The organism is Limnobaculum xujianqingii (genome assembly GCF_013394855.1).
Classification (GTDB): domain Bacteria; phylum Pseudomonadota; class Gammaproteobacteria; order Enterobacterales; family Enterobacteriaceae; genus Limnobaculum; species Limnobaculum xujianqingii.
Map to the genome: position 1 here is coordinate 341,505 of NZ_JABMLK010000002.1, position 22,479 is coordinate 363,983.

20 protein-coding genes are annotated in these 22,479 nt (G+C 47.8%); 18 read left to right on the forward strand and 2 right to left on the reverse strand.

The features are described 5' to 3' along the window. The first annotated feature begins 338 nt into the window (after window positions 1-338). From mraZ to lpxC, 16 genes are all read left to right on the forward strand, one after another. The gene (gene mraZ, locus GOL65_RS15360) at window positions 339-797 is read left to right on the forward strand and encodes a division/cell wall cluster transcriptional repressor MraZ (RefSeq protein WP_130592338.1); all 459 of its coding nucleotides are present in this window, start codon (window positions 339-341) and stop codon (window positions 795-797) included. Between the two features lie 3 nt (window positions 798-800). Then, a complete protein-coding gene (gene rsmH / locus GOL65_RS15365) occupies window positions 801-1,742 on the forward strand; it encodes a 16S rRNA (cytosine(1402)-N(4))-methyltransferase RsmH (protein ID WP_179038447.1) in 942 nt (313 codons plus the stop codon). Then, window positions 1,739-2,062: a cell division protein FtsL gene (gene ftsL, locus GOL65_RS15370; RefSeq protein ID WP_130592336.1), complete on the forward strand. Its 324-nt coding sequence runs from the start codon at window positions 1,739-1,741 to the stop codon at window positions 2,060-2,062. Before rsmH ends, ftsL begins: the two co-directional genes overlap by 4 nt. Before the next feature lie 81 nt (window positions 2,063-2,143). Continuing rightward, window positions 2,144-3,913 carry a peptidoglycan glycosyltransferase FtsI gene (gene ftsI, locus GOL65_RS15375; protein WP_140919550.1) on the forward strand — a complete coding sequence of 590 codons (1,770 nt, stop codon included), beginning with the start codon at window positions 2,144-2,146 and terminating at the stop codon, window positions 3,911-3,913. Then, window positions 3,900-5,399, forward strand: coding sequence for a UDP-N-acetylmuramoyl-L-alanyl-D-glutamate--2,6-diaminopimelate ligase (gene murE / locus GOL65_RS15380; protein ID WP_140919551.1), 1,500 nt, complete (start codon window positions 3,900-3,902; stop codon window positions 5,397-5,399). The genes ftsI and murE overlap by 14 nt, the downstream gene beginning before the upstream one ends. After that, on the forward strand, window positions 5,396-6,772 hold the full coding sequence (gene murF / locus GOL65_RS15385; protein WP_140919552.1) for a UDP-N-acetylmuramoyl-tripeptide--D-alanyl-D-alanine ligase: 1,377 nt from the start codon (window positions 5,396-5,398) through the stop codon (window positions 6,770-6,772). The genes murE and murF overlap by 4 nt, the downstream gene beginning before the upstream one ends. Then, window positions 6,766-7,848: a phospho-N-acetylmuramoyl-pentapeptide-transferase gene (gene mraY, locus GOL65_RS15390; protein ID WP_140919553.1), complete on the forward strand. Its 1,083-nt coding sequence runs from the start codon at window positions 6,766-6,768 to the stop codon at window positions 7,846-7,848. The genes murF and mraY overlap by 7 nt, the downstream gene beginning before the upstream one ends. 2 nt (window positions 7,849-7,850) lie before the next feature. After that, window positions 7,851-9,170 (forward strand): UDP-N-acetylmuramoyl-L-alanine--D-glutamate ligase, encoded by a 1,320-nt coding sequence (murD, locus tag GOL65_RS15395; protein ID WP_140919554.1) that lies wholly within the window; start codon window positions 7,851-7,853, stop codon window positions 9,168-9,170. After that, window positions 9,170-10,381 carry a cell division protein FtsW gene (ftsW, locus tag GOL65_RS15400; protein WP_140919555.1) on the forward strand — a complete coding sequence of 404 codons (1,212 nt, stop codon included), beginning with the start codon at window positions 9,170-9,172 and terminating at the stop codon, window positions 10,379-10,381. The genes murD and ftsW overlap by 1 nt, the downstream gene beginning before the upstream one ends. Further along, window positions 10,378-11,436, forward strand: a complete 1,059-nt coding sequence (gene murG / locus GOL65_RS15405) for an undecaprenyldiphospho-muramoylpentapeptide beta-N-acetylglucosaminyltransferase (protein WP_140919556.1) — start codon at window positions 10,378-10,380, stop codon at window positions 11,434-11,436. The genes ftsW and murG overlap by 4 nt, the downstream gene beginning before the upstream one ends. 88 nt (window positions 11,437-11,524) lie before the next feature. Further along, window positions 11,525-12,955 carry a UDP-N-acetylmuramate--L-alanine ligase gene (murC, locus tag GOL65_RS15410; RefSeq protein WP_218652067.1) on the forward strand — a complete coding sequence of 477 codons (1,431 nt, stop codon included), beginning with the start codon at window positions 11,525-11,527 and terminating at the stop codon, window positions 12,953-12,955. Beyond that, window positions 12,948-13,859: a D-alanine--D-alanine ligase gene (locus GOL65_RS15415; RefSeq protein ID WP_140919558.1), complete on the forward strand. Its 912-nt coding sequence runs from the start codon at window positions 12,948-12,950 to the stop codon at window positions 13,857-13,859. The genes murC and GOL65_RS15415 overlap by 8 nt, the downstream gene beginning before the upstream one ends. Before the next feature lies 1 nt (window position 13,860). Further along, complete coding sequence (gene ftsQ / locus GOL65_RS15420; protein ID WP_140919559.1) at window positions 13,861-14,664, forward strand: cell division protein FtsQ; 804 nt, start codon at window positions 13,861-13,863, stop codon at window positions 14,662-14,664. Window positions 14,665-14,696: 32 nt separating this feature from the next. After that, window positions 14,697-15,953 (forward strand): cell division protein FtsA, encoded by a 1,257-nt coding sequence (ftsA, locus tag GOL65_RS15425; RefSeq protein ID WP_108900158.1) that lies wholly within the window; start codon window positions 14,697-14,699, stop codon window positions 15,951-15,953. A 68-nt stretch (window positions 15,954-16,021) separates the two neighbouring features. Next, a complete protein-coding gene (ftsZ, locus tag GOL65_RS15430) occupies window positions 16,022-17,179 on the forward strand; it encodes a cell division protein FtsZ (RefSeq protein WP_130592326.1) in 1,158 nt (385 codons plus the stop codon). Between the two features lie 109 nt (window positions 17,180-17,288). Then, the gene (gene lpxC, locus GOL65_RS15435) at window positions 17,289-18,206 is read left to right on the forward strand and encodes a UDP-3-O-acyl-N-acetylglucosamine deacetylase (protein ID WP_140919666.1); all 918 of its coding nucleotides are present in this window, start codon (window positions 17,289-17,291) and stop codon (window positions 18,204-18,206) included. 41 nt (window positions 18,207-18,247) lie between these two features. On the opposite strand, the gene GOL65_RS15440 is transcribed toward lpxC, so the two are convergent. Next, window positions 18,248-18,757 carry a DUF721 domain-containing protein gene (locus GOL65_RS15440; protein WP_179038448.1) on the reverse strand — a complete coding sequence of 170 codons (510 nt, stop codon included), beginning with the start codon at window positions 18,755-18,757 and terminating at the stop codon, window positions 18,248-18,250. 33 nt (window positions 18,758-18,790) lie between these two features. On the opposite strand from GOL65_RS15440, the gene secM reads away from it, so the two are divergent. Together secM and secA are read left to right on the forward strand one after the other, a co-directional pair. Next, window positions 18,791-19,306 (forward strand): secA translation cis-regulator SecM, encoded by a 516-nt coding sequence (gene secM, locus GOL65_RS15445; RefSeq protein ID WP_140919561.1) that lies wholly within the window; start codon window positions 18,791-18,793, stop codon window positions 19,304-19,306. Between the two features lie 108 nt (window positions 19,307-19,414). Next, the gene (gene secA, locus GOL65_RS15450) at window positions 19,415-22,129 is read left to right on the forward strand and encodes a preprotein translocase subunit SecA (RefSeq protein WP_140919562.1); all 2,715 of its coding nucleotides are present in this window, start codon (window positions 19,415-19,417) and stop codon (window positions 22,127-22,129) included. A gap of 34 nt (window positions 22,130-22,163) precedes the next feature. Here secA and GOL65_RS15455 read toward each other — a convergent pair whose 3' ends face one another. Next, window positions 22,164-22,319: a hypothetical protein gene (locus tag GOL65_RS15455; protein WP_179038449.1), complete on the reverse strand. Its 156-nt coding sequence runs from the start codon at window positions 22,317-22,319 to the stop codon at window positions 22,164-22,166. Window positions 22,320-22,479: the final 160 nt, after the last annotated feature.

Sequence of the window (22,479 nt, forward strand, 5' to 3'; positions counted from 1 at the left end):
CCATTCACATCAGATCGTGTCAGATTTATGCTGTAGTGGTTATAGAAACATTTTTTTTATATTAACGGATTTTTTATTGATTGATTGCCAACGCTGTTAACCGCCAGCTACTCTGATTCTGAATTAGATAAATAATTATTATTATTCATATTGTTAGTTTGATTCCTTTAAGATTAACACTCATTTATTCCATTTTCAGAAAGCTAAATAGCCCCTCTATTTAGTGTAAAGTCGCGGTTCTTCGCCTTGACAAGCTTTTAATACCCTCCGTAAACTCTATTCAAGTGGGAATTTGTGGGGTAAAGTGGTAAAACTTGTCGCGAAGGAGTGACCCGCCCATGTTTCGTGGAGCAACAACAATAAATCTTGATAGTAAGGGGCGATTAGCTATCCCCACTCGCTATCGGGATTCACTGCTGGATGAATGTGAAGGACAATTGGTATGTACCATTGACCTCCATCAGCCGTGCCTGTTGCTTTACCCCCTTCCTGAATGGGAAAAAATTGAACAGAAGCTATCCCGACTATCCAGCATGAATCCGGCGGAGCGCAGAGTACAGCGCCTGTTATTAGGCCATGCCAGTGAATGCCAGTTGGATAGCGCTGGTCGTGTATTGATAGCGAATACATTGCGGCAACATGCGCTTTTAGTAAAAGAAGTGATGCTGGTCGGACAGTTCAATAAATTTGAATTGTGGAGTGAAGAGGCTTGGTATCAACAAGTTAAGGAAGACATCGAGGCTGAGCAGTCTGCTAAGTCACCTCTCTCAGAGCGGTTACAGGATTTTTCATTATAAGCTATGTTGAATAATTATCAGCACACCACAGTGCTTTTGGATGAAGCAGTTAATGCCTTAAGCATTCGACAGGATGGTATCTATATTGACGGTACTTTTGGCCGTGGTGGACACTCGCGCCTGATCCTATCCCAGTTAGGACCTCAGGGGCGTCTTATTGCGATAGACCGCGATCCTCAGGCTATTGAAGCCGCATCTGCAATTTCAGATTCTCGTTTTTCCATTATTCATGGTCCTTTTTCCGATCTGGCCAGCTATGTCCGTGATCTTGGCTTAGAAGGTAAAATTGACGGCATTCTGCTGGATTTGGGTGTCTCTTCACCACAGTTGGATGATGCCGAACGTGGTTTTTCATTTATGCGTGATGGGCCACTGGATATGCGTATGGACCCTACTCGTGGTTTGTCAGCAGCACAATGGCTGTTAAAAGCGGAAGAAGAAGATATTGCCTGGGTGCTAAAAACCTTTGGTGAAGAGCGGTTTGCCAAGCGTATAGCCCGGGGCATTGTTGAACGCAACCGTACCGATCCAATGACCCGCACCCACGAGCTGGCAGAGGTTATCGCGACAGCAACACCTGTTCGTGACAAACATAAACATCCGGCAACACGTAGTTTTCAGGCGATTCGAATTTATATCAACAGTGAACTGGAAGAGATTGAGCGTGCACTGGATGGCTCTCTCGAAGCGTTGACGGAAGGCGGACGCCTTTCGGTTATCAGCTTTCATTCACTGGAAGACCGTATTGTTAAGCGTTTTATCCGCCAGCATAGCAAGGGACCACAGGTTCCGGCGGGTATTCCGTTGACTGAAGAGCAATTAAGACAACATGGCGCAAGAAAGTTAAAAGCGCTGGGAAAAATGATGCCGTCTGAGCAGGAAGTGGCAGATAACGCACGGGCTCGTAGCTCAGTATTGCGTATCGCCCAAAGGACAGCTGAATGATATCGAATGAGCGCCACAGTTTAGCCAGCATCATCGGTGATGATTTGCTGCGTAACGCAAAGTTACCGCTGTTACTGACTGTGTTAGTTCTGGTATCGGCAATAGCGGTGGTGTTGTCCAGCCACCGTACGCGTTTGCTAACCGCAGAGCGCGAACAGCTGATTTTAGAGCGTGAAGCGTTGGAAATTGAGTGGCGTAACCTGATTCTGGAAGAAAATGCGCTGGCTGACCATAGCCGTATTGAACGTCTGGCTAATGAAAAGCTGCAAATGCTGCATGTAACACCGGATCAGGAACAAATAGTTATCCAGAAGCAGTAAAAAGAACTGATAAAACAGTCGGCGTGCGGAGCGCGTTATAAATTAATGGATTGATGAACTTACCATGGCTAATGAAATGAGATGAAAGCAGCACGAACCAATAAGATTAAAGTAAAACGTCCTGAAAATGAGGCCGGCTTTGTAAGCTGGCGTTTTGGTTTGCTCTGTTTGTTTATTGTATTAGCTATGTTTGGTTTGATGGCCCGCGCTGCATGGTTACAGGTTATTGAACCAGACAAACTGGTTAAAGAAGGGGATATGCGCTCTTTACGGGTGCAGGAAGTGCCTACTGTTCGTGGGATGATCTCCGATCGCTTTGGGCGTCCATTAGCGGTTAGCGTTCCGGTTAATGCGATTTGGGCCGATCCAAAAGAACTGAATGAGCGTGGTGGCATTTCGCAAGACATGCACTGGAAAGCGCTGGCTGATGTGGTTGGTTTACCTCTGGATAAACTATCAGAAAAAATCAATGCTAATCCTAAAGGGCGCTTTGTCTATTTAGCGCGTCAAATCAATTCTGAAACCGCAGAGTATGTGCGTAAGCTTAAACTTCCGGGCATCTACTTAAAACGTGAATCTCGTCGTTTCTATCCTGCCGGCCCCGTGACTGCTCACATTGTTGGTTTTACCAATATCGATGATAACGGTCTGGAAGGTATTGAAAAGAGCTTTGAAGACAAGCTGGTGGGTAAATCGGGTGAGCGTACAGTACGTAAAGATCGCTATGGTCGGGTGATTGAAGATATCTCCTCAGTGGATAGTCAGGCCGCTCACAACCTCACGTTAAGTATTGATGAACGCCTTCAGGCGCTGGTTTATCGTGAGTTAAGCAATGCGGTTGCTGCGAACAAAGCTGAATCAGGTACCGCTGTGCTGGTCGATGTGAACACCGGTGAAATTCTGGCGATGGTTAACAGTCCTTCTTATAACCCAAATAACCGGGTTGGCTCACCGGAAGACTTCTTCCGTAACCGGGCAATAACTGACATTTTTGAACCGGGATCAACCGTTAAACCGATGGTGGTTATGACGGCGTTAGATCGCGGCATCATCAAAGAAAATTCTGTATTGAATACCAGACCGTATCGGGTAAATGGTCATGAGATAAAGGACGTTGCGCTTTATCCTGAACTGACTGTCACCGGTATTTTACAAAAATCCAGTAACGTCGGTGTTTCTCATCTGGCGTTGGATATGCCAGCCGATGCGTTAGTTGATACTTACTCGCGCTTTGGTCTGGGACAACCTACCAATTTGGGATTGGTCGGAGAAAGCAGTGGCTTGTTTTTACAAAAAAAACGGTGGTCTGACATAGAGAGGGCCACCTTCTCATTTGGCTACGGGCTAATGGTAACGCCATTACAGTTAGCGCGAGCTTATGCAACCATGGGGAGCTTTGGGGTTTATCGCCCGCTCTCTATCACCAAAATTGACCCGCCAGTACAGGGAAAACGAATCTTCCCTGAAAGTACCGTTCGTACTGTGGTTCATATGATGGAATCAGTAGCCTTACCAGGAGGCGGTGGTACTAAAGCCGCAGTGAAAGGTTACCGTATTGCAATCAAAACCGGTACCGCGAAGAAAGTGGGTCCTAACGGTGGTTATATCAATAAATACATTGCTTATACGGCCGGTCTGGCACCCGCCAGTAAGCCGCGTTATGCGCTGGTGGTGGTGATCAACGATCCTGGTGCCGGTCAATATTATGGTGGTGCCGTTTCTGCGCCGGTGTTTGGCGCAATTATGGGCGGGGTTTTACGGACAATGAATATCGAACCAGATGCATTGCCCGTAGCGGATAAAAACGAATTAGTGATTAATCAGAAAGGAGCTTCCGGTGGCCGATCTTAATTTAAGCGATCTGCTCGCTCCGTGGAATATTCAGGTTCCTGAGCGCAAATTAAAAGAGATGACGCTGGATAGCCGCGTGGCTGCCTCTGGCGATCTGTTTATTGCCATTGTGGGCCATAAAGTGGATGGGCGTCGTTATATTTCTCAGGCGATTGCTCAGGGCGTAGCGGCAGTGATTGCCGAAGCCGAGGGCGAAGCCCCTAACGGTACTGTTGTGATGTCTCACGGCGTTCCCGTTATCTATATTGAGCATCTGAACTTACATTTGTCGGCTATTGCGGGTCGTTTTTACCAGCAGCCTTCAGAGAAAATGCGTTTAGTTGGTGTAACAGGAACTAACGGTAAAACCACTACCACTCAGCTGTTAGCACAGTGGAGTCAGCTTCTGGGAGAGAGAGGCGCGGTGATGGGTACCGTAGGTAATGGTTTATTGGGCCATGTAGTGCCAACCGAGAATACCACCGGCTCAGCAGTTGACGTACAGCGTGAACTGAATGAACTGGTAAAAAGTGGTGCAACTTTTACCGCGATGGAAGTGTCTTCCCATGGCCTGGTTCAGGAGCGGGTCGCTGCTCTGCATTTTGCTGCGGCGGCATTTACCAACCTTAGTCGTGACCATCTTGATTATCATGGCAGCATGGAAGAGTACGAAGCAGCTAAATGGCGTTTGTTTGAACGTCATCAGGTTGGTGAGATCATCATTAATGTGGACGACCGCGTAGGAGCTCACCGCATAGCGACTATGCCAAATGCCATTGCCGTTACGATGGAAGATAACCTTCCTCAAGGCTGGCAAGGTCGTTGGTTAAAAGCCCATGAGGTTTCTTATCACGACAATGGCGCGACGGTGAAGTTTGACTCCAGCTGGGGTGGCGGTGTAGTTGAAAGTCGTTTGCTGGGGGCATTTAACGTTAGCAACCTGCTTGTTGCTTTGACTACGCTGTTGTCACTAGGCTATTCACTTAATCATCTGGTAGAATCTGCGCCGAATTTACAGCCTGTTTGTGGCCGTATGGAAGTGTTTACTGCACCTGGTCGTCCAACCGTGGTGGTTGATTATGCTCATACACCTGATGCACTGGAAAAAGCTCTGGAAGCGGCGAGACTGCACTGTAAGGGTGAGCTGTGGTGTGTATTCGGCTGCGGTGGCGATCGCGACCGTGGTAAGCGCCCGCTAATGGGCGGAGTGGCTGAACAGTTTGCCGATCGCGTTATTGTTACTGATGATAACCCTCGCAGTGAAGATCCTCAGGCGATTGTAGCCGATATCCTGACCGGATTTACCGATACCAAACGTGCCAATGTAATTCATGGTCGGGCAGAGGCCGTAACCAGTGTGGTTATGCAGGCTGGCCCTGATGATGTGGTAGTGATTGCGGGTAAAGGTCATGAAGATTATCAGCTGATTGGCAATCGTAGACTGGATTATTCTGACCGTACCACAGTGGCAAACTTGCTGGGTATGGCGGCAGGGGTATTAGCATGATTCCCATTACCCTAAAACAGCTGGCCGAAGTGGTCGATGGTAAACTTATCGCCTCTACGGCAGATATTACCGGACAGCAAATTGTGGATGTTATTACTGACACCCGCAAAATTGTCGCTGGCTGTTTGTTTATTGCTCTAAAGGGTGAACGTTTTGATGCTCATGATTTTGCCGCAGAGGCAATCAATCAGGGAGCCAGTGCTTTAATAGTTAGTCAGCACTTACCGCTGGATGTGGCTCAGGTCATTGTTGCGGATACCCGTATTGCTTTGGGCAAACTGGGTGGCTGGGTAAGACAGCAGGTACCTGCACGCGTAGTAGCATTGACAGGATCGTCTGGCAAAACCAGCGTGAAAGAGATGACTGCTACCATTTTGCAGCAGTGTGGTGAAGTTCTGTATACCGCAGGTAATTTGAATAACGATATTGGCGTTCCGCTAACGTTACTACGTCTGACGAAACGCCATCAGTTTGCTGTTGTAGAATTAGGCGCCAACCATGCCGGTGAGATTGCCTATACTACGGCGCTGACCCATCCGGAAAGTGCGCTGGTAAATAATCTGGCAGCTGCACATCTGGAAGGATTTGGTTCACTGGCTGGCGTCGCGAAAGCCAAAGGCGAGATCTTTCAGGGATTGCCTTCCCACGGTATCGCTATCATCAATATGGATAGCAATGATTTACCCGGTTGGCAAAGCCTGCTGACCGATAAAATCGTGTGGCGCTTTTCTGCCAGCCACACTGAGCAGGTTGAGTTTTATGCAACAGATGTAACGGTAAAACCACAAGGTACCCGTTTTGTCTTGCATTCGCCGGTAGGAGAAATGGAAGTTTTACTTCCTCTGCCGGGCAAACACAATATCGCCAATGCGCTGGCGGCTACTGCATTAGCCATGTCCGTGGGTGCATCGTTAGAGAATGTTACAACAGGGTTGTCACAGCTTAAAGCGGTTCCGGGGCGTTTATTCCCGGTCCAACTGAGCGCGGAAAAACTGCTGTTGGACGATACCTACAACGCCAACGTAGGATCGATGACTGCCGCCGCTCAGGTGCTTGCTTCTATGCCTGGTTATCGGGTCATGGTTGTTGGCGATATGGGTGAGCTGGGTGATGAAGCCGAACAGTGTCATCGTCAGGTTGGTGAAGCAGCCCGCGAAGCGGGTGTAGATAAAGTATTAAGCGTTGGTCATTTAAGCGAAATGATCAGTAACGCAAGTGGCAATGGCGAGCACTTTAAGGATAAAGAGGCAGCCGCCCAACGTCTGGGTGAATTGCTATCTGAGCATGCGGTCATAACAATTTTAGTTAAAGGTTCACGTAGTGCCGCAATGGAGCAGGTAGTACGCAGAGTACAGGAGATAGCACAATGTTAGTATGGCTGGCGGAACATCTGGTCTCAATTTTTTCAGGCTTTAACGTCTTTTCTTATTTGACGTTTCGCGCCATTGTCAGTCTGTTGACCGCGCTGTTTATCTCTTTGTGGATGGGACCGCGTCTGATTGCGTTCTTGCAACGTTTACAGATTGGTCAGGTGGTCCGCAACGACGGTCCGGAATCGCACTTCAGTAAACGTGGTACGCCAACCATGGGCGGCATCATGATTTTGACATCAATTACCATTTCGGTACTGCTGTGGGCGAACTTAAGCAATCCTTATATCTGGTGTTCGCTGTTTGTTTTGCTGGGTTATGGTGCCGTTGGTTTTGTGGATGACTACCGTAAAGTCGTGCGCAAAGACACCAAAGGATTAATTGCCCGCTGGAAGTATTTTTGGCAGTCAGTGATTGCTCTGATCGTAGCATTTAGCATGTATGCCATCGGCAAAGACACACCAGCGACTCAGCTGGTTGTGCCGTTTTTTAAAGACGTCATGCCGCAGTTAGGCGTGCTTTATATCCTGCTGGCCTATTTTGTTATCGTTGGTACCAGTAATGCCGTTAACCTGACCGATGGTCTGGATGGTCTGGCAATTATGCCAACCGTATTTGTGGCCGCTGGTTTTGGTCTGGTTGCCTGGGCGACGGGTAACGTCAATTTTGCCAGTTATCTGCATATTCCTTATATCCGCCATGCCGGTGAGTTAGTCATTTTCTGTACTGCAATTGTTGGCGCAGGGTTGGGCTTCCTCTGGTTTAACACCTATCCGGCGCAAGTCTTTATGGGTGACGTTGGTTCACTGGCGTTGGGTGGTACTTTAGGTGTGATTGCAGTGTTGCTGCGTCAGGAGTTTTTGCTGGTAATTATGGGCGGGGTGTTTGTGGTTGAAACTCTGTCAGTCATTCTGCAGGTGGGATCGTTTAAACTTCGCGGCCAGCGTATTTTCCGTATGGCACCGATTCACCATCACTATGAATTGAAAGGCTGGCCGGAGCCACGAGTGATCGTGCGCTTCTGGATTATCTCATTAATGCTGGTGCTGATTGGCCTGGCAACCTTGAAGGTGCGGTAATCATGACAATCGACTATCAGGATAAACAGGTTGTTATCATTGGATTAGGTTCCACAGGGTTGTCCTGTGTCGATTATTTTATTGCCCGGGGTGTTTCCCCCAAAGTTATTGATACGCGCTCAACCCCTCCGGGGTTAGACAAACTGCCGGAAAACGTGGAACACCATACCGGTGGTTTTAACCGTGAATGGATACTGGCTGCCGATCTACTAGTGGTTAGCCCGGGTATCGCTCTGGCAACCCCAGTTCTGCAAGAAGCTGCCGCCGCAGGTATCGAAATTGTCGGTGACATTGAACTGTTCTGTCGTGAAGCTAAGGCTCCGATTGTGGCCATCACTGGCTCAAACGGAAAAAGTACCGTTACCACGCTGGTGGGTGAAATGGGAAAAGCTGCCGGTTGGAACGTTGCCATGGGCGGCAATCTGGGACAAACCGCACTATCTCTGTTAGATCCTGAATGCCAGTTGTATGTTATGGAACTATCCAGTTTTCAACTGGAAACTACATCCAGCCTTCATGCTGCCGCTGCGACTATTCTGAACGTTACTGAAGATCATATGGATCGCTATCCGCAGGGGATGGAACAGTATCGTGAAGCTAAACTGCGCATTTATAACAATGCCAGCGTTTGTGTAGTTAATGCTGATGATGCACTAACCATGCCGCTGCAAGGGGCTGACAGCCGCTGCGTTAGCTTTGGGGTAGATGTGGGTGATTATCACCTCAGCTATCAGCAGGGCGAGACCTGGCTGCGAGTCCACGGTGAGAAAGTGCTTAATGCCGCAGAGATGAAAATTGTTGGTCAGCATAACTATTTGAACGCACTGGCTGCATTGGCGCTGGCTGATGCGGTATCACTCCCGCGCGCTTCCAGTTTGCAGGCGCTGACTCAGTTCACTGGTTTAGCGCATCGCTTTCAACTGGTGTGGGATAATAAAGGTGTTCGCTGGATTAATGATTCTAAAGCCACCAATGTGGGCAGTACTGAAGCTGCATTAAACGGTATTCGCGTTGATGGCGTTTTACACTTATTGCTGGGTGGTGATGGAAAATCAGCTGATTTCTCACCGCTGTCGACCTATTTAAAGGGTGACAATATTCGTCTTTATTGTTTTGGTCGCGATAAACAGCCGCTATACGATTTACGTCCTGAAGTGGCGGAAATGACCGATACCATGGAACAGGCAATGGTTCATATTGCACAGCGAATCAAACCGGGAGATATGGTGTTACTGTCTCCCGCCTGTGCCAGTCTGGATCAGTTTAAAAATTATGAACAGCGTGGGCTGGAGTTTGCCCGTCTGGCTCAGGAGCTTGGCTGATGAGCGCATTTAGTTTAGTTAGACCTTTCCAGTCATTTACCCAATGGGTAACTGGATCTCGTCAAAGCAGTGAAGCGGTCGATTATGATGTTATGTACGATCGTACTTTGCTGTGGATGGCTATTGGTTTAACTATTGTTGGTTTTGTTATGGTGACATCGGCATCAATGCCGATTGCCCAACGATATACTGACGATCCATTTTTATTTGCCAAGCGTGATGCTATTTACATTCTGTTGGCTATTGCTGCTGCACTGGTAACGCTGCGTATTCCAATGGAGATGTGGCAGCGCTACAGCCCGATTATTCTGTTGATTGCTATCGTAATGTTACTCATTGTACTGGCGGTAGGCAGCTCGGTTAACGGTGCATCTCGTTGGATTGCTTTTGGCCCGGTGCGCATTCAGCCAGCGGAACTTTCCAAGTTGGCGCTGTTCTTCTATCTGGCCAGCTATCTGGTTCGTAAGGTAGATGAAGTTCGTAATAACTTCTGGGGCTTTTGTAAGCCGATGGGCGTTATGGTGATTCTGGCGGTTTTACTGCTGGCTCAGCCCGATCTGGGAACGGTAGTTGTCCTGTTTATCACTACGCTGGGCATGCTGTTTTTAGCAGGTGCTAAGCTTTGGCAGTTTTTAGCAATTATCGGTTCTGGCGTGTTTGCCGTAGGATTACTGATTGTCGCAGAGCCTTATCGTTTACGTCGGGTAACTTCATTCTGGGATCCATGGGCTGATCCTTTTGGTGCAGGTTATCAGCTGACGCAATCGCTGATGGCATTTGGGCGGGGAGAGCTTTGGGGACAGGGATTAGGTAACTCAGTACAGAAACTGGAGTATCTGCCTGAGGCCCATACTGACTTTATTTTTGCCATTATCGGTGAAGAATTAGGCTATTTTGGTGTGGTTTTGATCCTCTTAATGGTATTCTTCGTCGCTTTTAGAGCAATGCTGATTGGTCGCCGTGCTTTAGAGGCAGGGCAGCGTTTCTCTGGTTTTCTCGCCTGCGAGATTGGTTTGTGGTTCAGCTTCCAGACGTTAGTTAACGTTGGTGCAGCGGCCGGTATTCTACCAACCAAAGGTTTGACTTTACCGCTAATCAGCTACGGTGGTTCCAGTTTACTGGTGATGTCTACCGCGCTGGTTTTATTACTTCGAATTGACTATGAAACGCGTCAGGCTAACTGCCAGGCGCATGTAAGAGGTACCCGATGAAGCAGAAGCGTTTAATGGTGATGGCAGGTGGAACCGGAGGACATGTCTTCCCGGGGCTGGCTGTTGCTCATGACCTGATGGCGCAAGGCTGGGAAGTTCGCTGGCTGGGAACTGCGGATAGAATGGAAGCCGATTTAGTGCCAAAACACGGAATAGAAATCGATTTTATTAACATTTCCGGACTTCGTGGCAAAGGTATCATTGCGTTATTATGTGCGCCATTCAGAATTTTCCGCGCCGTATGTCAGGCTAAAGCCATCATGCGTAATTATAAACCGGACGTGGTGTTAGGCATGGGCGGCTACGTTTCTGGTCCGGGTGGTTTGGCTGCCTGGATGTGTGGCATTCCGGTGGTATTACACGAACAAAACGGCATTGCAGGATTAACTAACCGCTGGCTGGCAAAAATTGCTAAGCGCGTGTTGCAGGCATTTCCGGGTGCATTCCCGAATGCAGAAGTGGTAGGCAATCCAGTTCGCACAGATGTATTAGCGTTACCGCTACCGGAAGTTCGTTTATCTGAACGCAGTGGAGCGATTCGGGTTCTGGTGGTTGGCGGTAGTCAGGGCGCGCGGGTACTCAATCAAACTGTTCCACAAGCGGCTGAACGTCTGGGAAATAAAATTATCCTCTGGCATCAGGTTGGTAAAGGTGCTCTGGAAAGCGTACAGCAGGATTATCAGCAGCGCGGTCTGGATGGACATAATATCACTGAATTTATTGACGATATGGCGTCTGCCTATGCGTGGGCCGACGTGGTGGTTTGTCGTTCCGGTGCTTTGACGGTAAGCGAAGTTGCGGCCGCGGGTTTACCGGCTATTTTTGTGCCATTTATGCATAAAGACCGCCAGCAATACTGGAATGCACTACCGCTGGAAAAAGCGGGTGCCGCCAAAATTATTGAACAACCTCAGTTTAATGCAGATTCATTAACTGAAGCGTTGGAAGAATTGAATCGATCAAAACTACTGGCAATGGCGATGGAAGCCAGAGCGATAGCCATACCGGACGCGACTGAGCGCGTTTCTGCGGTAGTTAAAAGCGTCGCCCTGTAGTTTTGAAGTGAACTTTAAATATGACAAGAGTAAATAGAAAACCGTGAATGAGCATGTAGATATACAACGATTGGCGAAACTTCGCACCATGGTGCCGGAAATGCGACGCGTCCGGCATATCCACTTTGTTGGTATTGGTGGAGCAGGCATGGGAGGTATCGCTGAAGTTCTGGCTAACGAAGGTTACCAGATCAGTGGTTCCGATTTGGCGCCAAATGCTGTCACGCAACAATTAATTGCGCTGGGTGCAGAGATTTATTTCAATCACCGGGCAGAAAACGTCAAGGGTGCCAGCGTAGTTGTCGTTTCAACCGCGGTGCCTGCGGATAATGCCGAAGTAGTTGCAGCGCGAGAAGCACGAATTCCGGTTATCCGCCGTGCAGAAATGCTGGCCGAACTGATGCGTTTTCGTCATGGCATCGCTATCGCCGGTACTCATGGCAAAACTACCACTACTGCATTAGTGACCGGTATTTATGCAGCAGCAGGATTAGATCCAACTTTTGTTAATGGTGGTCTGGTTAAAGCAGCAGGAACTCATGCTGCATTAGGTTGCAGCCGTTATCTGATCGCTGAAGCCGATGAGAGCGATGCATCGTTCCTGCACTTACAGCCAATGGTTGCCATTGTGACCAATATTGAAGCCGACCATATGGATACTTATCAGGGCGACTTCGAAAACTTAAAACAGACGTTTATTAATTTCCTGCACAATTTGCCGTTTTATGGTCGGGCAGTGATGTGTGTAGACGATCCTGTGGTGCGTGAGCTTATTCCTCAAGTTGGCCGTCAGGTGATTACTTACGGTTTCAGCGAAGATGCAGATGTGCGCATTAAAGATTATGAACAAAAGCGCTCTCAAGGATTCTTTACTCTTTGCCGTCATGACAAAAGCGATTTAAAGGTGATGCTTAATGCACCGGGCCGCCATAACGCGTTGAATGCGGCCGCGGCAGTGGCTACCGCAACGGAAGAGGGCATCGGTGATGATGCTATTGTTCAGGCGCTGGCTAACTTTCAGGGCACCGGTCGTCGCTTTGACTTCCTGGGTAAATTTGAGCGTGAAGGTGGCGGCGACATCATGCTGGTTGATGATTATGGTCATCATCCAAGCGAAGTGGATGTCACCATTAAAGCGGCCAGAGCAGGTTGGGAAGAGCGTCGTTTAGTGATGATTTTCCAGCCGCATCGTTATTCACGTACCCGTGACCTGTACGATGATTTTGCCAACGTACTGTCTCAGGTTGATGTGCTGTTTATGCTGGATGTTTATCCGGCTGGAGAAGCGCCAATTCCGGGAGCAGATAGCCGTTCACTGTGTCGAACCATTCGTGGGCGCGGTAAGTTAGATCCGATTTTTGTGTCAGATGTAGATACGCTACCGGATATGTTGCAACAGGTGTTGCAGAGTGGCGATCTGGTTCTGACGCAGGGTGCCGGTAATATTGGGCGAGTGGCCCGTCGGTTAGCAGAATTAAAATTACAAACAATAAATACAAACGAGGGAAATCATGACTGAGAAAGTGGCAGTCCTTCTTGGCGGGACATCAGCAGAGCGTGATGTATCACTGAACTCTGGTGCTGCTGTGTTAGCAGGCTTACGCGAGGCGGGCGTTGACGCTCATCCGATTGACCCGAAGACCTATCCTGTGGCTCAGCTAAAAGCTGATGGATTCGATAAAGTATTTATTGCATTACATGGTCGTGGCGGTGAAGACGGTACTTTGCAGGGCGTATTAGAGTTTCTGGATCTGCCATATACCGGCAGTGGCGTAATGGCTTCTGCATTAACTATGGATAAATTGAGAACTAAATTGCTATGGCAAGGCTCTAACCTTCCGGTGTCGCCTTATGTTGCATTAAGTGCCGATCAACTGACGCAGGTTGATACCGATGCCATCATCAAACAGTTGGGATTACCGCTGATTGTGAAGCCAAGTAGTGAAGGTTCAAGCGTTGGTATGAGCAAGGTAAATGCAGCAGCAGATTTACTGCCGGCATTAAAAGAAGCCTTTAAGCATGATACCAGCGTACTGGTTGAGAAGTGGCTGAGTGGCCCGGAATTCACCGTGGCGATTTTAGGCGATGAAGTATTGCCTTCTATCCGCATTCAGCCAGCCGGTGTGTTTTATGACTATCAGGCAAAATATATCTCTGATGATACTCAATACTTCTGTCCAAGCGGCTTAAGTGACGAACTGGAGAACCAAATTCGGGCATTAGCAGCGGCAGCTTATAAAGCCGTAGGTTGTCGGGGTTGGGGTCGTGTCGATGTGATGCAGGATAGCGATGGTCAGTTTTATCTGCTGGAAGTGAATACGGCTCCGGGTATGACTAACCATAGTCTGGTACCAATGGCGGCACGTCAGCATGGTTTAAGTTTTTCTCAGCTAGTCGTTAAGATTTTGGCGTTGGCTGATTGATATGTCCCAGGCAGCAAGAAACGTTCGTGATGAGCAGGAAAAAAAGAGCACCGGACGCAGTAACGGAACTCAGCTCATTGGTCTAATCTTTCTGCTGATGGTAATCGGTACCGTGGTATGGGGATGCTGGGCAGTTATTCACTGGATGAATGATGCTGAACGCTTACCGCTTTCTCGTTTAGTAGTTACCGGTGAGCGGCATATTACTACCAACGATGATATCCGGCAGACCATTTTGTCGTCGGGTGCACCGGGTACCTTTATGTCTCAGGATGTGGACGTTCTGCAACAGCAGATTCTACACCTGAAATGGATTAAACAGGCCAGCGTACGTAAGCAATGGCCTGATGAGCTTAAGATTCATATTGTGGAGTATGTCCCTTACGCTCGCTGGAATGATCTCCAGCTGTTAGACAAAGATGGCAATGTATTCAGCATACCGGCAGAGAGAGTGAGTGATAAGAATCTTCCTCTGCTGTATGGCCCGGAAGATGGAGAAAAAGAAGTTCTGGAAGGATACAACAGCATGAACCAAGCGTTGGACGCCGCAAAGTTTAAGCTGAAAACCGTGTCAATGAGTGAACGACGCTCTTGGCAGTTAGTGTTAGATAACGATGTGCGCATCGAGCTGGGAAGAGAAAACCGAACCAAGCGTTTAGACCGCTTTATCGCTCTCTATCCTACGCTGTTGCAACAAGTACCTGCGGATAAGCGTATTGCCTCGCTGGATATGCGCTATGACACCGGTGCTGCGGTTGGTTGGGCTCCCGCATTTATTGACAGTCAGGCAATTTTTTCTGATTGAGTGAAACAACAACTAGAGTCAGGCAATAAATAATGATCAAATCGACAGACAGAAAACTGGTGGTTGGACTGGAAATCGGCACAGCGAAAGTCGCTGCGCTGGTTGGAGAAGTACTGCCTGACGGTATGGTTAATATTATTGGCGTAGGAAGCTGCCCGTCCCGCGGAATGGATAAAGGCGGAGTTAACGATTTAGAGTCAGTGGTTAAATCAGTACAGCGAGCCATTGACCAGGCCGAACTGATGGCAGATTGCCAGATTGCTTCTGTTTATCTGGCGCTGTCAGGTAAACATATCAGCTGTCAAAACGAGATTGGCATGGTGCCTATCTCAGAAGAAGAAGTCACACAGGAAGACGTGGAGAGCGTGGTTCATACCGCTAAATCGGTGCGGGTTCGTGATGAGCACCGGATCCTGCATGTGATCCCGCAGGAATATGCCATCGATTATCAGGAAGGCATTAAAAACCCAGTGGGACTTTCTGGTGTACGGATGCAGGCAAAAGTGCATTTGATTACTTGCCATAATGATATGGCTAAAAACATTGTTAAAGCGGTAGAACGCTGTGGACTTAAGGTAGATCAACTTATTTTTGCTGGTTTGGCCTCAAGCTATGCCGTTTTGACAGAAGATGAACGTGAATTGGGTGTCTGCGTCATTGATATTGGCGGCGGAACCATGGATATCGCTATTTATACTGGTGGTGCTCTGCGTCATACTAAAGTTATTCCTTACGCAGGTAATGTGGTTACCAGTGATATCGCTTATGCATTCGGGACTCCGCCAACGGATGCCGAAGCAATAAAAGTGCGTCATGGATGTGCTTTGGGTTCTATCGTCAGCAAAGATGAGAATGTGGAAGTCCCTAGCGTTGGTGGCAGACCACCACGTAGTTTACAGCGTCAGACGTTAGCTGATGTGATTGAGCCGCGTTATACCGAGCTGCTTAATCTGGTAAACGATGAAATTTTGCAGGTGCAGGAACAACTGCGTCAACAAGGGGTTAAGCATCACTTAGCCGCCGGTATCGTGTTAACAGGGGGAGCCGCTCAGATTGATGGTTTAGCTGAGTGTGCTCAAAGAGTGTTCCATACCCAGGTGCGTATTGGACAGCCACTGAATATCACTGGACTAACGGATTATGCGCAAGAGCCTTACTACTCAACGGCAGTAGGTCTGTTGCACTACGGTAAAGAGTCTCATCTTCGGGGCGAGACTGATGTAGAAAAAAGAACATCTATGCGTAGCTGGGCACAGCGTTTGACGGGTTGGTTACGTAAAGAATTTTAATCAGTAGTGCAATTAGCGTGTTTTAAGCGATAATTCATTGCGTAAGAGTTAAAACGGAGAGAGAAATTATGTTTGAACCAATGGAGCTAACCAACGATGCGGTGATTAAAGTCATCGGCGTTGGCGGCGGCGGCGGTAATGCCGTCGAACATATGGTGCGTGAGCACATTGAAGGCGTTGAGTTCTTCGCCATCAATACTGATGCTCAGGCGTTGCGGAAAACGGCCGTTGGCCAAACTATCCAGATCGGTAGTGGCGTAACCAAAGGCTTAGGCGCAGGTGCTAACCCTGAAGTGGGTCGCAATTCTGCAGAAGAAGACCGTGAACAACTACGTACTGCACTGGAAGGTGCGGATATGGTGTTTATTGCTGCCGGCATGGGTGGTGGTACCGGAACCGGTGCTGCACCAGTTGTTGCTGAAGTGGCAAAAGATTTGGGTATTCTGACCGTTGCCGTAGTAACCAAACCGTTTAACTTCGAAGGTAAAAAGCGTATGACGTTTGCAGAGCAAGGCATTGCCGAACTCTCCAAGCATGTTGACTCGCTGATTACTATTCCTAATGACAAGCTACTGAAAGTATTAGGCCGCGGTATTTCTCTGCTGGATGCTTTCGGTGCAGCCAATGACGTATTAAAAGGAGCGGTGCAGGGTATTGCCGAACTGATTACTCGTCCAGGCTTAATGAACGTTGACTTTGCAGACGTACGTACAGTGATGTCTGAAATGGGTTACGCCATGATGGGTTCAGGCATTGCTCGTGGTGAAGATCGTGCTGAAGAAGCTGCTGAAATGGCTATTTCCAGTCCGTTACTGGAAGATATCGATCTGTCTGGTGCCCGCGGCGTTCTGGTTAACATTACGGCTGGCTTTGACTTACGTCTGGATGAGTTCGAAACCGTTGGTAACACGATTCGTGCCTTTGCATCGGATAATGCCACCGTGGTTATCGGTACTTCACTGGATCCGGACATGAGCGACGAGCTGCGTGTGACTGTTGTTGCAACAGGTATCGGTATGGACAAGCGTCCTGAAATTACGCTGGTTTCTAAATCACCGGCTACTCAACCTGTCGATCATCGCTATGCTCAACATGGTTTAGCTCCTCTGCAACCGCAAGAGAGTAAACCTGCTGCAGCTAAAGTGGTAAATGACCAGGGTGTTCAGCCGAACAAAGAGCCTGATTATTTAGATATCCCAGCCTTCTTACGCAAACAAGCGGATTAATTAGGCTGTTAACGCTGAATGATTTGGATTCTCCGCTCTTTATGCTAAACTGGCGCGGAGACCGTGGTGTAAACTACGGTAAATTGGATCAACAATGCGAGATAATACGATGATTAAACAGCGGACACTAAAACGCATCATTCAAGCTACTGGCGTCGGTCTTCATACCGGACGCAAGGTTAGCCTGACTCTGCGCCCGGCCGCAGCTAATACGGGTGTCATCTATCGTCGTACTGACTTGAATCCACCGGTTGATTTTCCGGCAGATGCAAAATCCGTGCGTGATACCATGCTGTGTACTTGCCTGGTAAATGAAGATGACGTACGTATTTCTACTGTGGAACACCTTAATGCTGCATTAGCAGGATTAGGCATCGACAACATTATTATTGAAGTTGACGCACCAGAAGTTCCAATTATGGATGGTAGTGCGGCACCTTTCGTCTACTTACTGTTAGACGGCGGAATTGAAGAACTTAACGCACCGAAGAAATTCCTGCGTATTACTCAGCCTGTTCGCGTCGAAGACGGCGACAAGTGGGCTGAACTGACACCTTTTAATGGTTTCAGCTTAGACTTTACTATCGATTTCAACCATCCGGCGATTGATTCCGGTTCACAACGCTATCGTATGGATTTCTCTGCCGATGCGTTTGTTCGTCAGATCAGTCGTGCACGTACCTTTGGGTTCATGCGTGATATCGAGTATTTACAGTCTAAAGGCCTGTGCCTGGGTGGCAGCTTCGATTGTGCTATCGTAGTAGATGATTATCGTGTGCTGAACGAAGATGGTTTGCGTTTTGAAGACGAATTTGTTCGTCATAAAATGTTGGATGCTATCGGTGATCTGTTTATGTGTGGTCACAACATTATTGGCGCATTTACTGCGTTTAAATCTGGTCACGCATTAAACAACAAGCTTCTGCAAGCTGTATTAGCGAAACAAGAAGCCTGGGAATACGTTACTTTTGAAGACGAAGCTGAAATGCCACTGGCTTTCAAAACGTCGAGAACTGTACTGGCTTAATAGTCAGATAATATTACGGTTTTTTAGTACGATTTAAATTATTACGGCTTGTTGCGCTGGTTAACTCTCTCTCCAGCTAGTGCAGCAAGTCGTTCTAGTTTCTCTCTCAGCCTTTTTGGGCTCCTCGCTGCCAATTCCTTCAACTGTTTTGCACTTTGTTCACTAAGCTGACGCATAGGCATTTCATCTTTTGTGCTTTCCGGAATGTAGCGATGGACTAAATTTTCAGCAGTCTGCTTATTTGTGCTTAACTTTGGATTAATCTTTATGTCGATTGACACTAAAGATGGTAATATTTCACCCCTGAGTGTGCTTAATAACGTTTGCTGTTCATAACGTAAAAGTGTCAACCAACTGGCATTTGCCACCTCAAGGACTAAAATACCTTGACGGTAGTTAGCAACTCGACAGAATTCGTGCAGTTGTTTAGGTAACAGAGCCTTAACTGCCTTATTAAGTTTTATCAGCGCTATGGCACGTTGCTGGACGTTCCGCAACAGGTCAGTATCATCAAATAGCGTATCTAATAATAATGGGCGACTATCGCGCATAAGCAGATTCCGGCAGGTAATAGTTAGTTGATAATGGGTATTTTAAATCGTTGGCGACAATTTGGTAGGCGTTATTTTTGGCCGCACCTCTTATTGGGGGTTGTGGCAGCCAGTATTGGCGCGCCTGCAAGCCTGAACGGTTTACCTCAACAAGTTTCATTATCTGCGGCCTTTTCAAACGTCAATCCAATTAATCCGGCGGTTCCGGGTGTTGGGCAGTTGGCGTTATCCAGCGAAGTTAACAGCCGACCACTGCAGAATCTTAATCCGTGGCAGCACTTTGCGATTCGTAATTATCTTACCCGTCTTGCTGTTTCCTTCCCTCAGGATGAAGTGACCCCCGATGAGGTGAAGGTGAGTGATGATAAGTTAAGACTTAGTCATCACGCTCTTCTTGATTCATTATCAATACAAGCGGCAATTGAAGCAACGCTGCCTTCGACAGTATCGCGTCTAATTCCCCTTGAGTCGACTTTTATCCTCCACCCTGTCAGATTTTGGCTGAGCAAGGTTCAGGGTATCCGCGCAGGTCCTTCTTCATACGCATGATAATCCCGGTAATGAGGCTATTCTTGTTACTGCGGGCGCATTTTTTCTGATTTTTTTCTTTGAATTCATATTGCCAAAAACGGCAGTACTAAAGAGATATTTAGACCTATGTTAACTAAATTAATGACAAAAGTTTTCGGTAGCCGTAATGACCGGACACTGCGCCGTATGCGTAAAAACGTTGAGACGATTAACCGCCTTGAACCAGAATATGAAGCGTTATCTGACGATGAGCTGAAAGCTAAAACTGAGGAGTTTCGTGAGCGTCTGGCTAAAGGTGAATCGCTGGAATCAATTATGCCAGAAGCGTTTGCTGTAGTGCGTGAAGCCAGTAAGCGTGTATTTGGTATGCGTCACTTTGACGTCCAGATGCTCGGTGGTATGGTGCTGAACGATCGCTGTATTGCGGAGATGCGTACTGGTGAAGGTAAAACCCTGACCGCAACACTGCCAGCCTATCTGAATGCCATCACTGGTCGTGGTGTACACGTGGTAACCGTGAACGACTACCTGGCACGACGCGATGCGGAAAATAACCGCCCACTGTTTGAATTCTTAGGTTTAACCGTTGGTATTAACTTGCCTGGCATGCCACCTCCGGCAAAACGTGAGGCTTATGCTGCGGATATCACCTACGGTACCAATAACGAATTTGGTTTCGATTATCTGCGTGACAACATGGCATTTAGTCCTGAAGAGCGTGTTCAGCGTAAGCTGTACTATGCGTTGGTGGATGAGGTTGACTCCATCTTAATCGACGAAGCGCGTACTCCGCTGATTATCTCCGGTCCTGCGGAAGACAGTTCTGAGCTGTACAGAAAAGTTGATAAAATTATTCCTAAACTGTTGCGTCAGGAAAAAGAAGATTCTGATACCTTTGAAGGTGAAGGCCACTTCTCCGTCGATGAGAAGAGCCGCCAGGTCAACCTGACCGAGCGCGGTCTGGTACTGATTGAACAACTGCTGATGGAAGCAGGAATGATGGAAGAGGGTGAGTCGCTTTATTCACCTGGCAACATCGTATTAATGCACCACGTAACGGCAGCGTTGCGTGCTCATGCGCTGTTTACTCGTGACGTTGACTATATCGTTAAAGATGGTGAAGTCATTATCGTTGACGAACATACCGGTCGTACTATGGAAGGTCGTCGCTGGTCAGATGGTCTTCATCAGGCCGTGGAAGCAAAAGAAAGGGTTGAGATCCAGAATGAGAACCAAACTCTGGCTTCTATTACTTTCCAGAACTACTTCCGTCTGTATGAGAAACTGGCCGGTATGACCGGTACTGCGGATACTGAAGCATTCGAATTCCGTCAAATTTACCGTTTAGACACTATTGTAGTACCAACTAACCGTCCAATGGTTCGTGATGATATGCCAGATCTGGTCTATATGACCGAGAAAGAGAAGATCGATGCCATCATTGAAGACATTAAAGATCGCAGCACTAAGGGACAGCCGATTCTTGTGGGTACTATCTCCATTGAAAAATCGGAAGTGGTCTCTAACGAACTGAAAAAAGCGGGTATCGCGCATAAAGTTCTGAACGCTAAATTCCACGAAATGGAAGCAGAAATCGTGGCTAATGCAGGTCAGGAAGGTGCAGTAACCATCGCTACCAACATGGCGGGTCGTGGTACCGATATCGTGCTGGGTGGTAGCTGGCAGAGCGAACTTGCTGAACTGGAAGATCCAACAGAAGAACAGATTCAGTCGATTAAAGCTGCATGGCAAGAGCGTCACGATCGCGTACTGGCAGCAGGCGGTTTACATATTATTGGTACCGAGCGTCATGAATCTCGTCGTATTGATAACCAGTTGCGTGGCCGTTCTGGCCGTCAGGGTGACCCGGGTTCATCGCGTTTCTATCTGTCGATGGAAGATGCTCTGATGCGTATCTTTGCTTCTGACCGCGTAGCCGGAATGATGCGTAAGCTCGGTATGAAGCCTGGAGAAGCGATTGAACACCCATGGGTAACCAAAGCGATTGCTAACGCTCAGCGTAAAGTAGAAAGCCGTAACTTTGATATTCGTAAGCAACTGTTGGAGTTTGATGACGTAGCTAACGATCAGCGTCGTGCGATTTATGCTCAGCGTAATGAATTATTGGATATCAGTGATATCAGCGAAACTATTGACAGCATCCGTCAGGATGTGTTTACCACGGTGATCGATAATTACATTCCACCTCAATCTCTGGAAGAAATGTGGGATGTTCCGGGACTGGAAACACGTCTGAAGAACGACTTCGATCTTGACCTGCCGATTGCTCAATGGCTGGATACTGAACATGAACTGCACGAAGAAACACTGCGTGAACGTATTGTAGAAGAAGCCGCTAAAGTTTATCACCAGAAAGAAGAAGTGGTTGGTGATGAGATGATGCGCAACTTTGAGAAAGGCGTAATGTTGCAGACTCTGGACACTATGTGGAAAGAGCACCTGGCTGCGATGGATTATCTGCGTCAGGGTATCCACCTGCGTGGTTATGCTCAGAAAGATCCTAAGCAAGAATATAAGCGTGAGTCATTCTCTATGTTTGCCAGCATGCTGGAAGCGCTGAAATATGAAGTTATCAGCGTGTTGAGCAAAGTTCAGGTACGTATGCCGGAAGAAGTTGAGGCTGTGGAGCAGCAACGTCGTGAAGAAGCAGAGCGCTTGGCTCGCCAGCAGCAGTTTAGCCATCAGGAAGAAAATGCGTTGGAAGAAGAACCAGCACCTAATCAACCAATGGTACGGGAAGAGCGCAAGATTGGCCGTAACGATCCATGCCCATGCGGTTCCGGTAAGAAATATAAACAGTGTCATGGTAGTTTGCAGTAATATCCTTAAGAAATGAGAGCGCCTATTGGCGCTCTCAGGCCAGATTTTCAGTTTTGTGTTTTGACAGAATTAATCGTTGGGAGAGATCGCCGTTGGGGTCGACTTGGCGTGAGCCAACGACAAACAGGCAAAGCCTGTTTGAACAGCGCTTGCGCTGGCCCGAAGGGTGAAACACCGTAAGGCGTTTCATAACTGCCCCTAGGCGGGCTAGGCCCAACGCACTCTGAACTCAAGTATCAGGCCCTTCCGGCCGAGCAGGATAGTGATATAAGTAAATTATATTTACGGCCGGAATATCCACTGAAATAAATAAGTTTATTAGCTGTCCAAGAGCGCCATTGGCGCTCTTA

What these genes read in the sequence shown, in the direction of transcription:
- ftsW (WP_140919555.1), top strand. Translation starts at nt 9,170, where the DNA reads ATGAGCGCATTTAGTTTAGTTAGACCTTTCCAGTCATTTACCCAATGG.
- ftsI (WP_140919550.1), top strand. Translation starts at nt 2,144, where the DNA reads ATGAAAGCAGCACGAACCAATAAGATTAAAGTAAAACGTCCTGAAAAT.
- lpxC (WP_140919666.1), top strand. Translation starts at nt 17,289, where the DNA reads ATGATTAAACAGCGGACACTAAAACGCATCATTCAAGCTACTGGCGTC.
- secM (WP_140919561.1), top strand. Translation starts at nt 18,791, where the DNA reads ATGGGTATTTTAAATCGTTGGCGACAATTTGGTAGGCGTTATTTTTGG.
- GOL65_RS15455 (WP_179038449.1), bottom strand. Translation starts at nt 22,319, where the DNA reads ATGAAACGCCTTACGGTGTTTCACCCTTCGGGCCAGCGCAAGCGCTGT.
- ftsA (WP_108900158.1), top strand. Translation starts at nt 14,697, where the DNA reads ATGATCAAATCGACAGACAGAAAACTGGTGGTTGGACTGGAAATCGGC.
- murC (WP_218652067.1), top strand. Translation starts at nt 11,525, where the DNA reads ATGGTGCCGGAAATGCGACGCGTCCGGCATATCCACTTTGTTGGTATT.
- mraY (WP_140919553.1), top strand. Translation starts at nt 6,766, where the DNA reads ATGTTAGTATGGCTGGCGGAACATCTGGTCTCAATTTTTTCAGGCTTT.
- secA (WP_140919562.1), top strand. Translation starts at nt 19,415, where the DNA reads ATGTTAACTAAATTAATGACAAAAGTTTTCGGTAGCCGTAATGACCGG.
- murF (WP_140919552.1), top strand. Translation starts at nt 5,396, where the DNA reads ATGATTCCCATTACCCTAAAACAGCTGGCCGAAGTGGTCGATGGTAAA.
- GOL65_RS15415 (WP_140919558.1), top strand. Translation starts at nt 12,948, where the DNA reads ATGACTGAGAAAGTGGCAGTCCTTCTTGGCGGGACATCAGCAGAGCGT.
- ftsQ (WP_140919559.1), top strand. Translation starts at nt 13,861, where the DNA reads ATGTCCCAGGCAGCAAGAAACGTTCGTGATGAGCAGGAAAAAAAGAGC.
- ftsL (WP_130592336.1), top strand. Translation starts at nt 1,739, where the DNA reads ATGATATCGAATGAGCGCCACAGTTTAGCCAGCATCATCGGTGATGAT.
- murG (WP_140919556.1), top strand. Translation starts at nt 10,378, where the DNA reads ATGAAGCAGAAGCGTTTAATGGTGATGGCAGGTGGAACCGGAGGACAT.
- murD (WP_140919554.1), top strand. Translation starts at nt 7,851, where the DNA reads ATGACAATCGACTATCAGGATAAACAGGTTGTTATCATTGGATTAGGT.
- GOL65_RS15440 (WP_179038448.1), bottom strand. Translation starts at nt 18,757, where the DNA reads ATGCGCGATAGTCGCCCATTATTATTAGATACGCTATTTGATGATACT.
- rsmH (WP_179038447.1), top strand. Translation starts at nt 801, where the DNA reads ATGTTGAATAATTATCAGCACACCACAGTGCTTTTGGATGAAGCAGTT.
- mraZ (WP_130592338.1), top strand. Translation starts at nt 339, where the DNA reads ATGTTTCGTGGAGCAACAACAATAAATCTTGATAGTAAGGGGCGATTA.
- ftsZ (WP_130592326.1), top strand. Translation starts at nt 16,022, where the DNA reads ATGTTTGAACCAATGGAGCTAACCAACGATGCGGTGATTAAAGTCATC.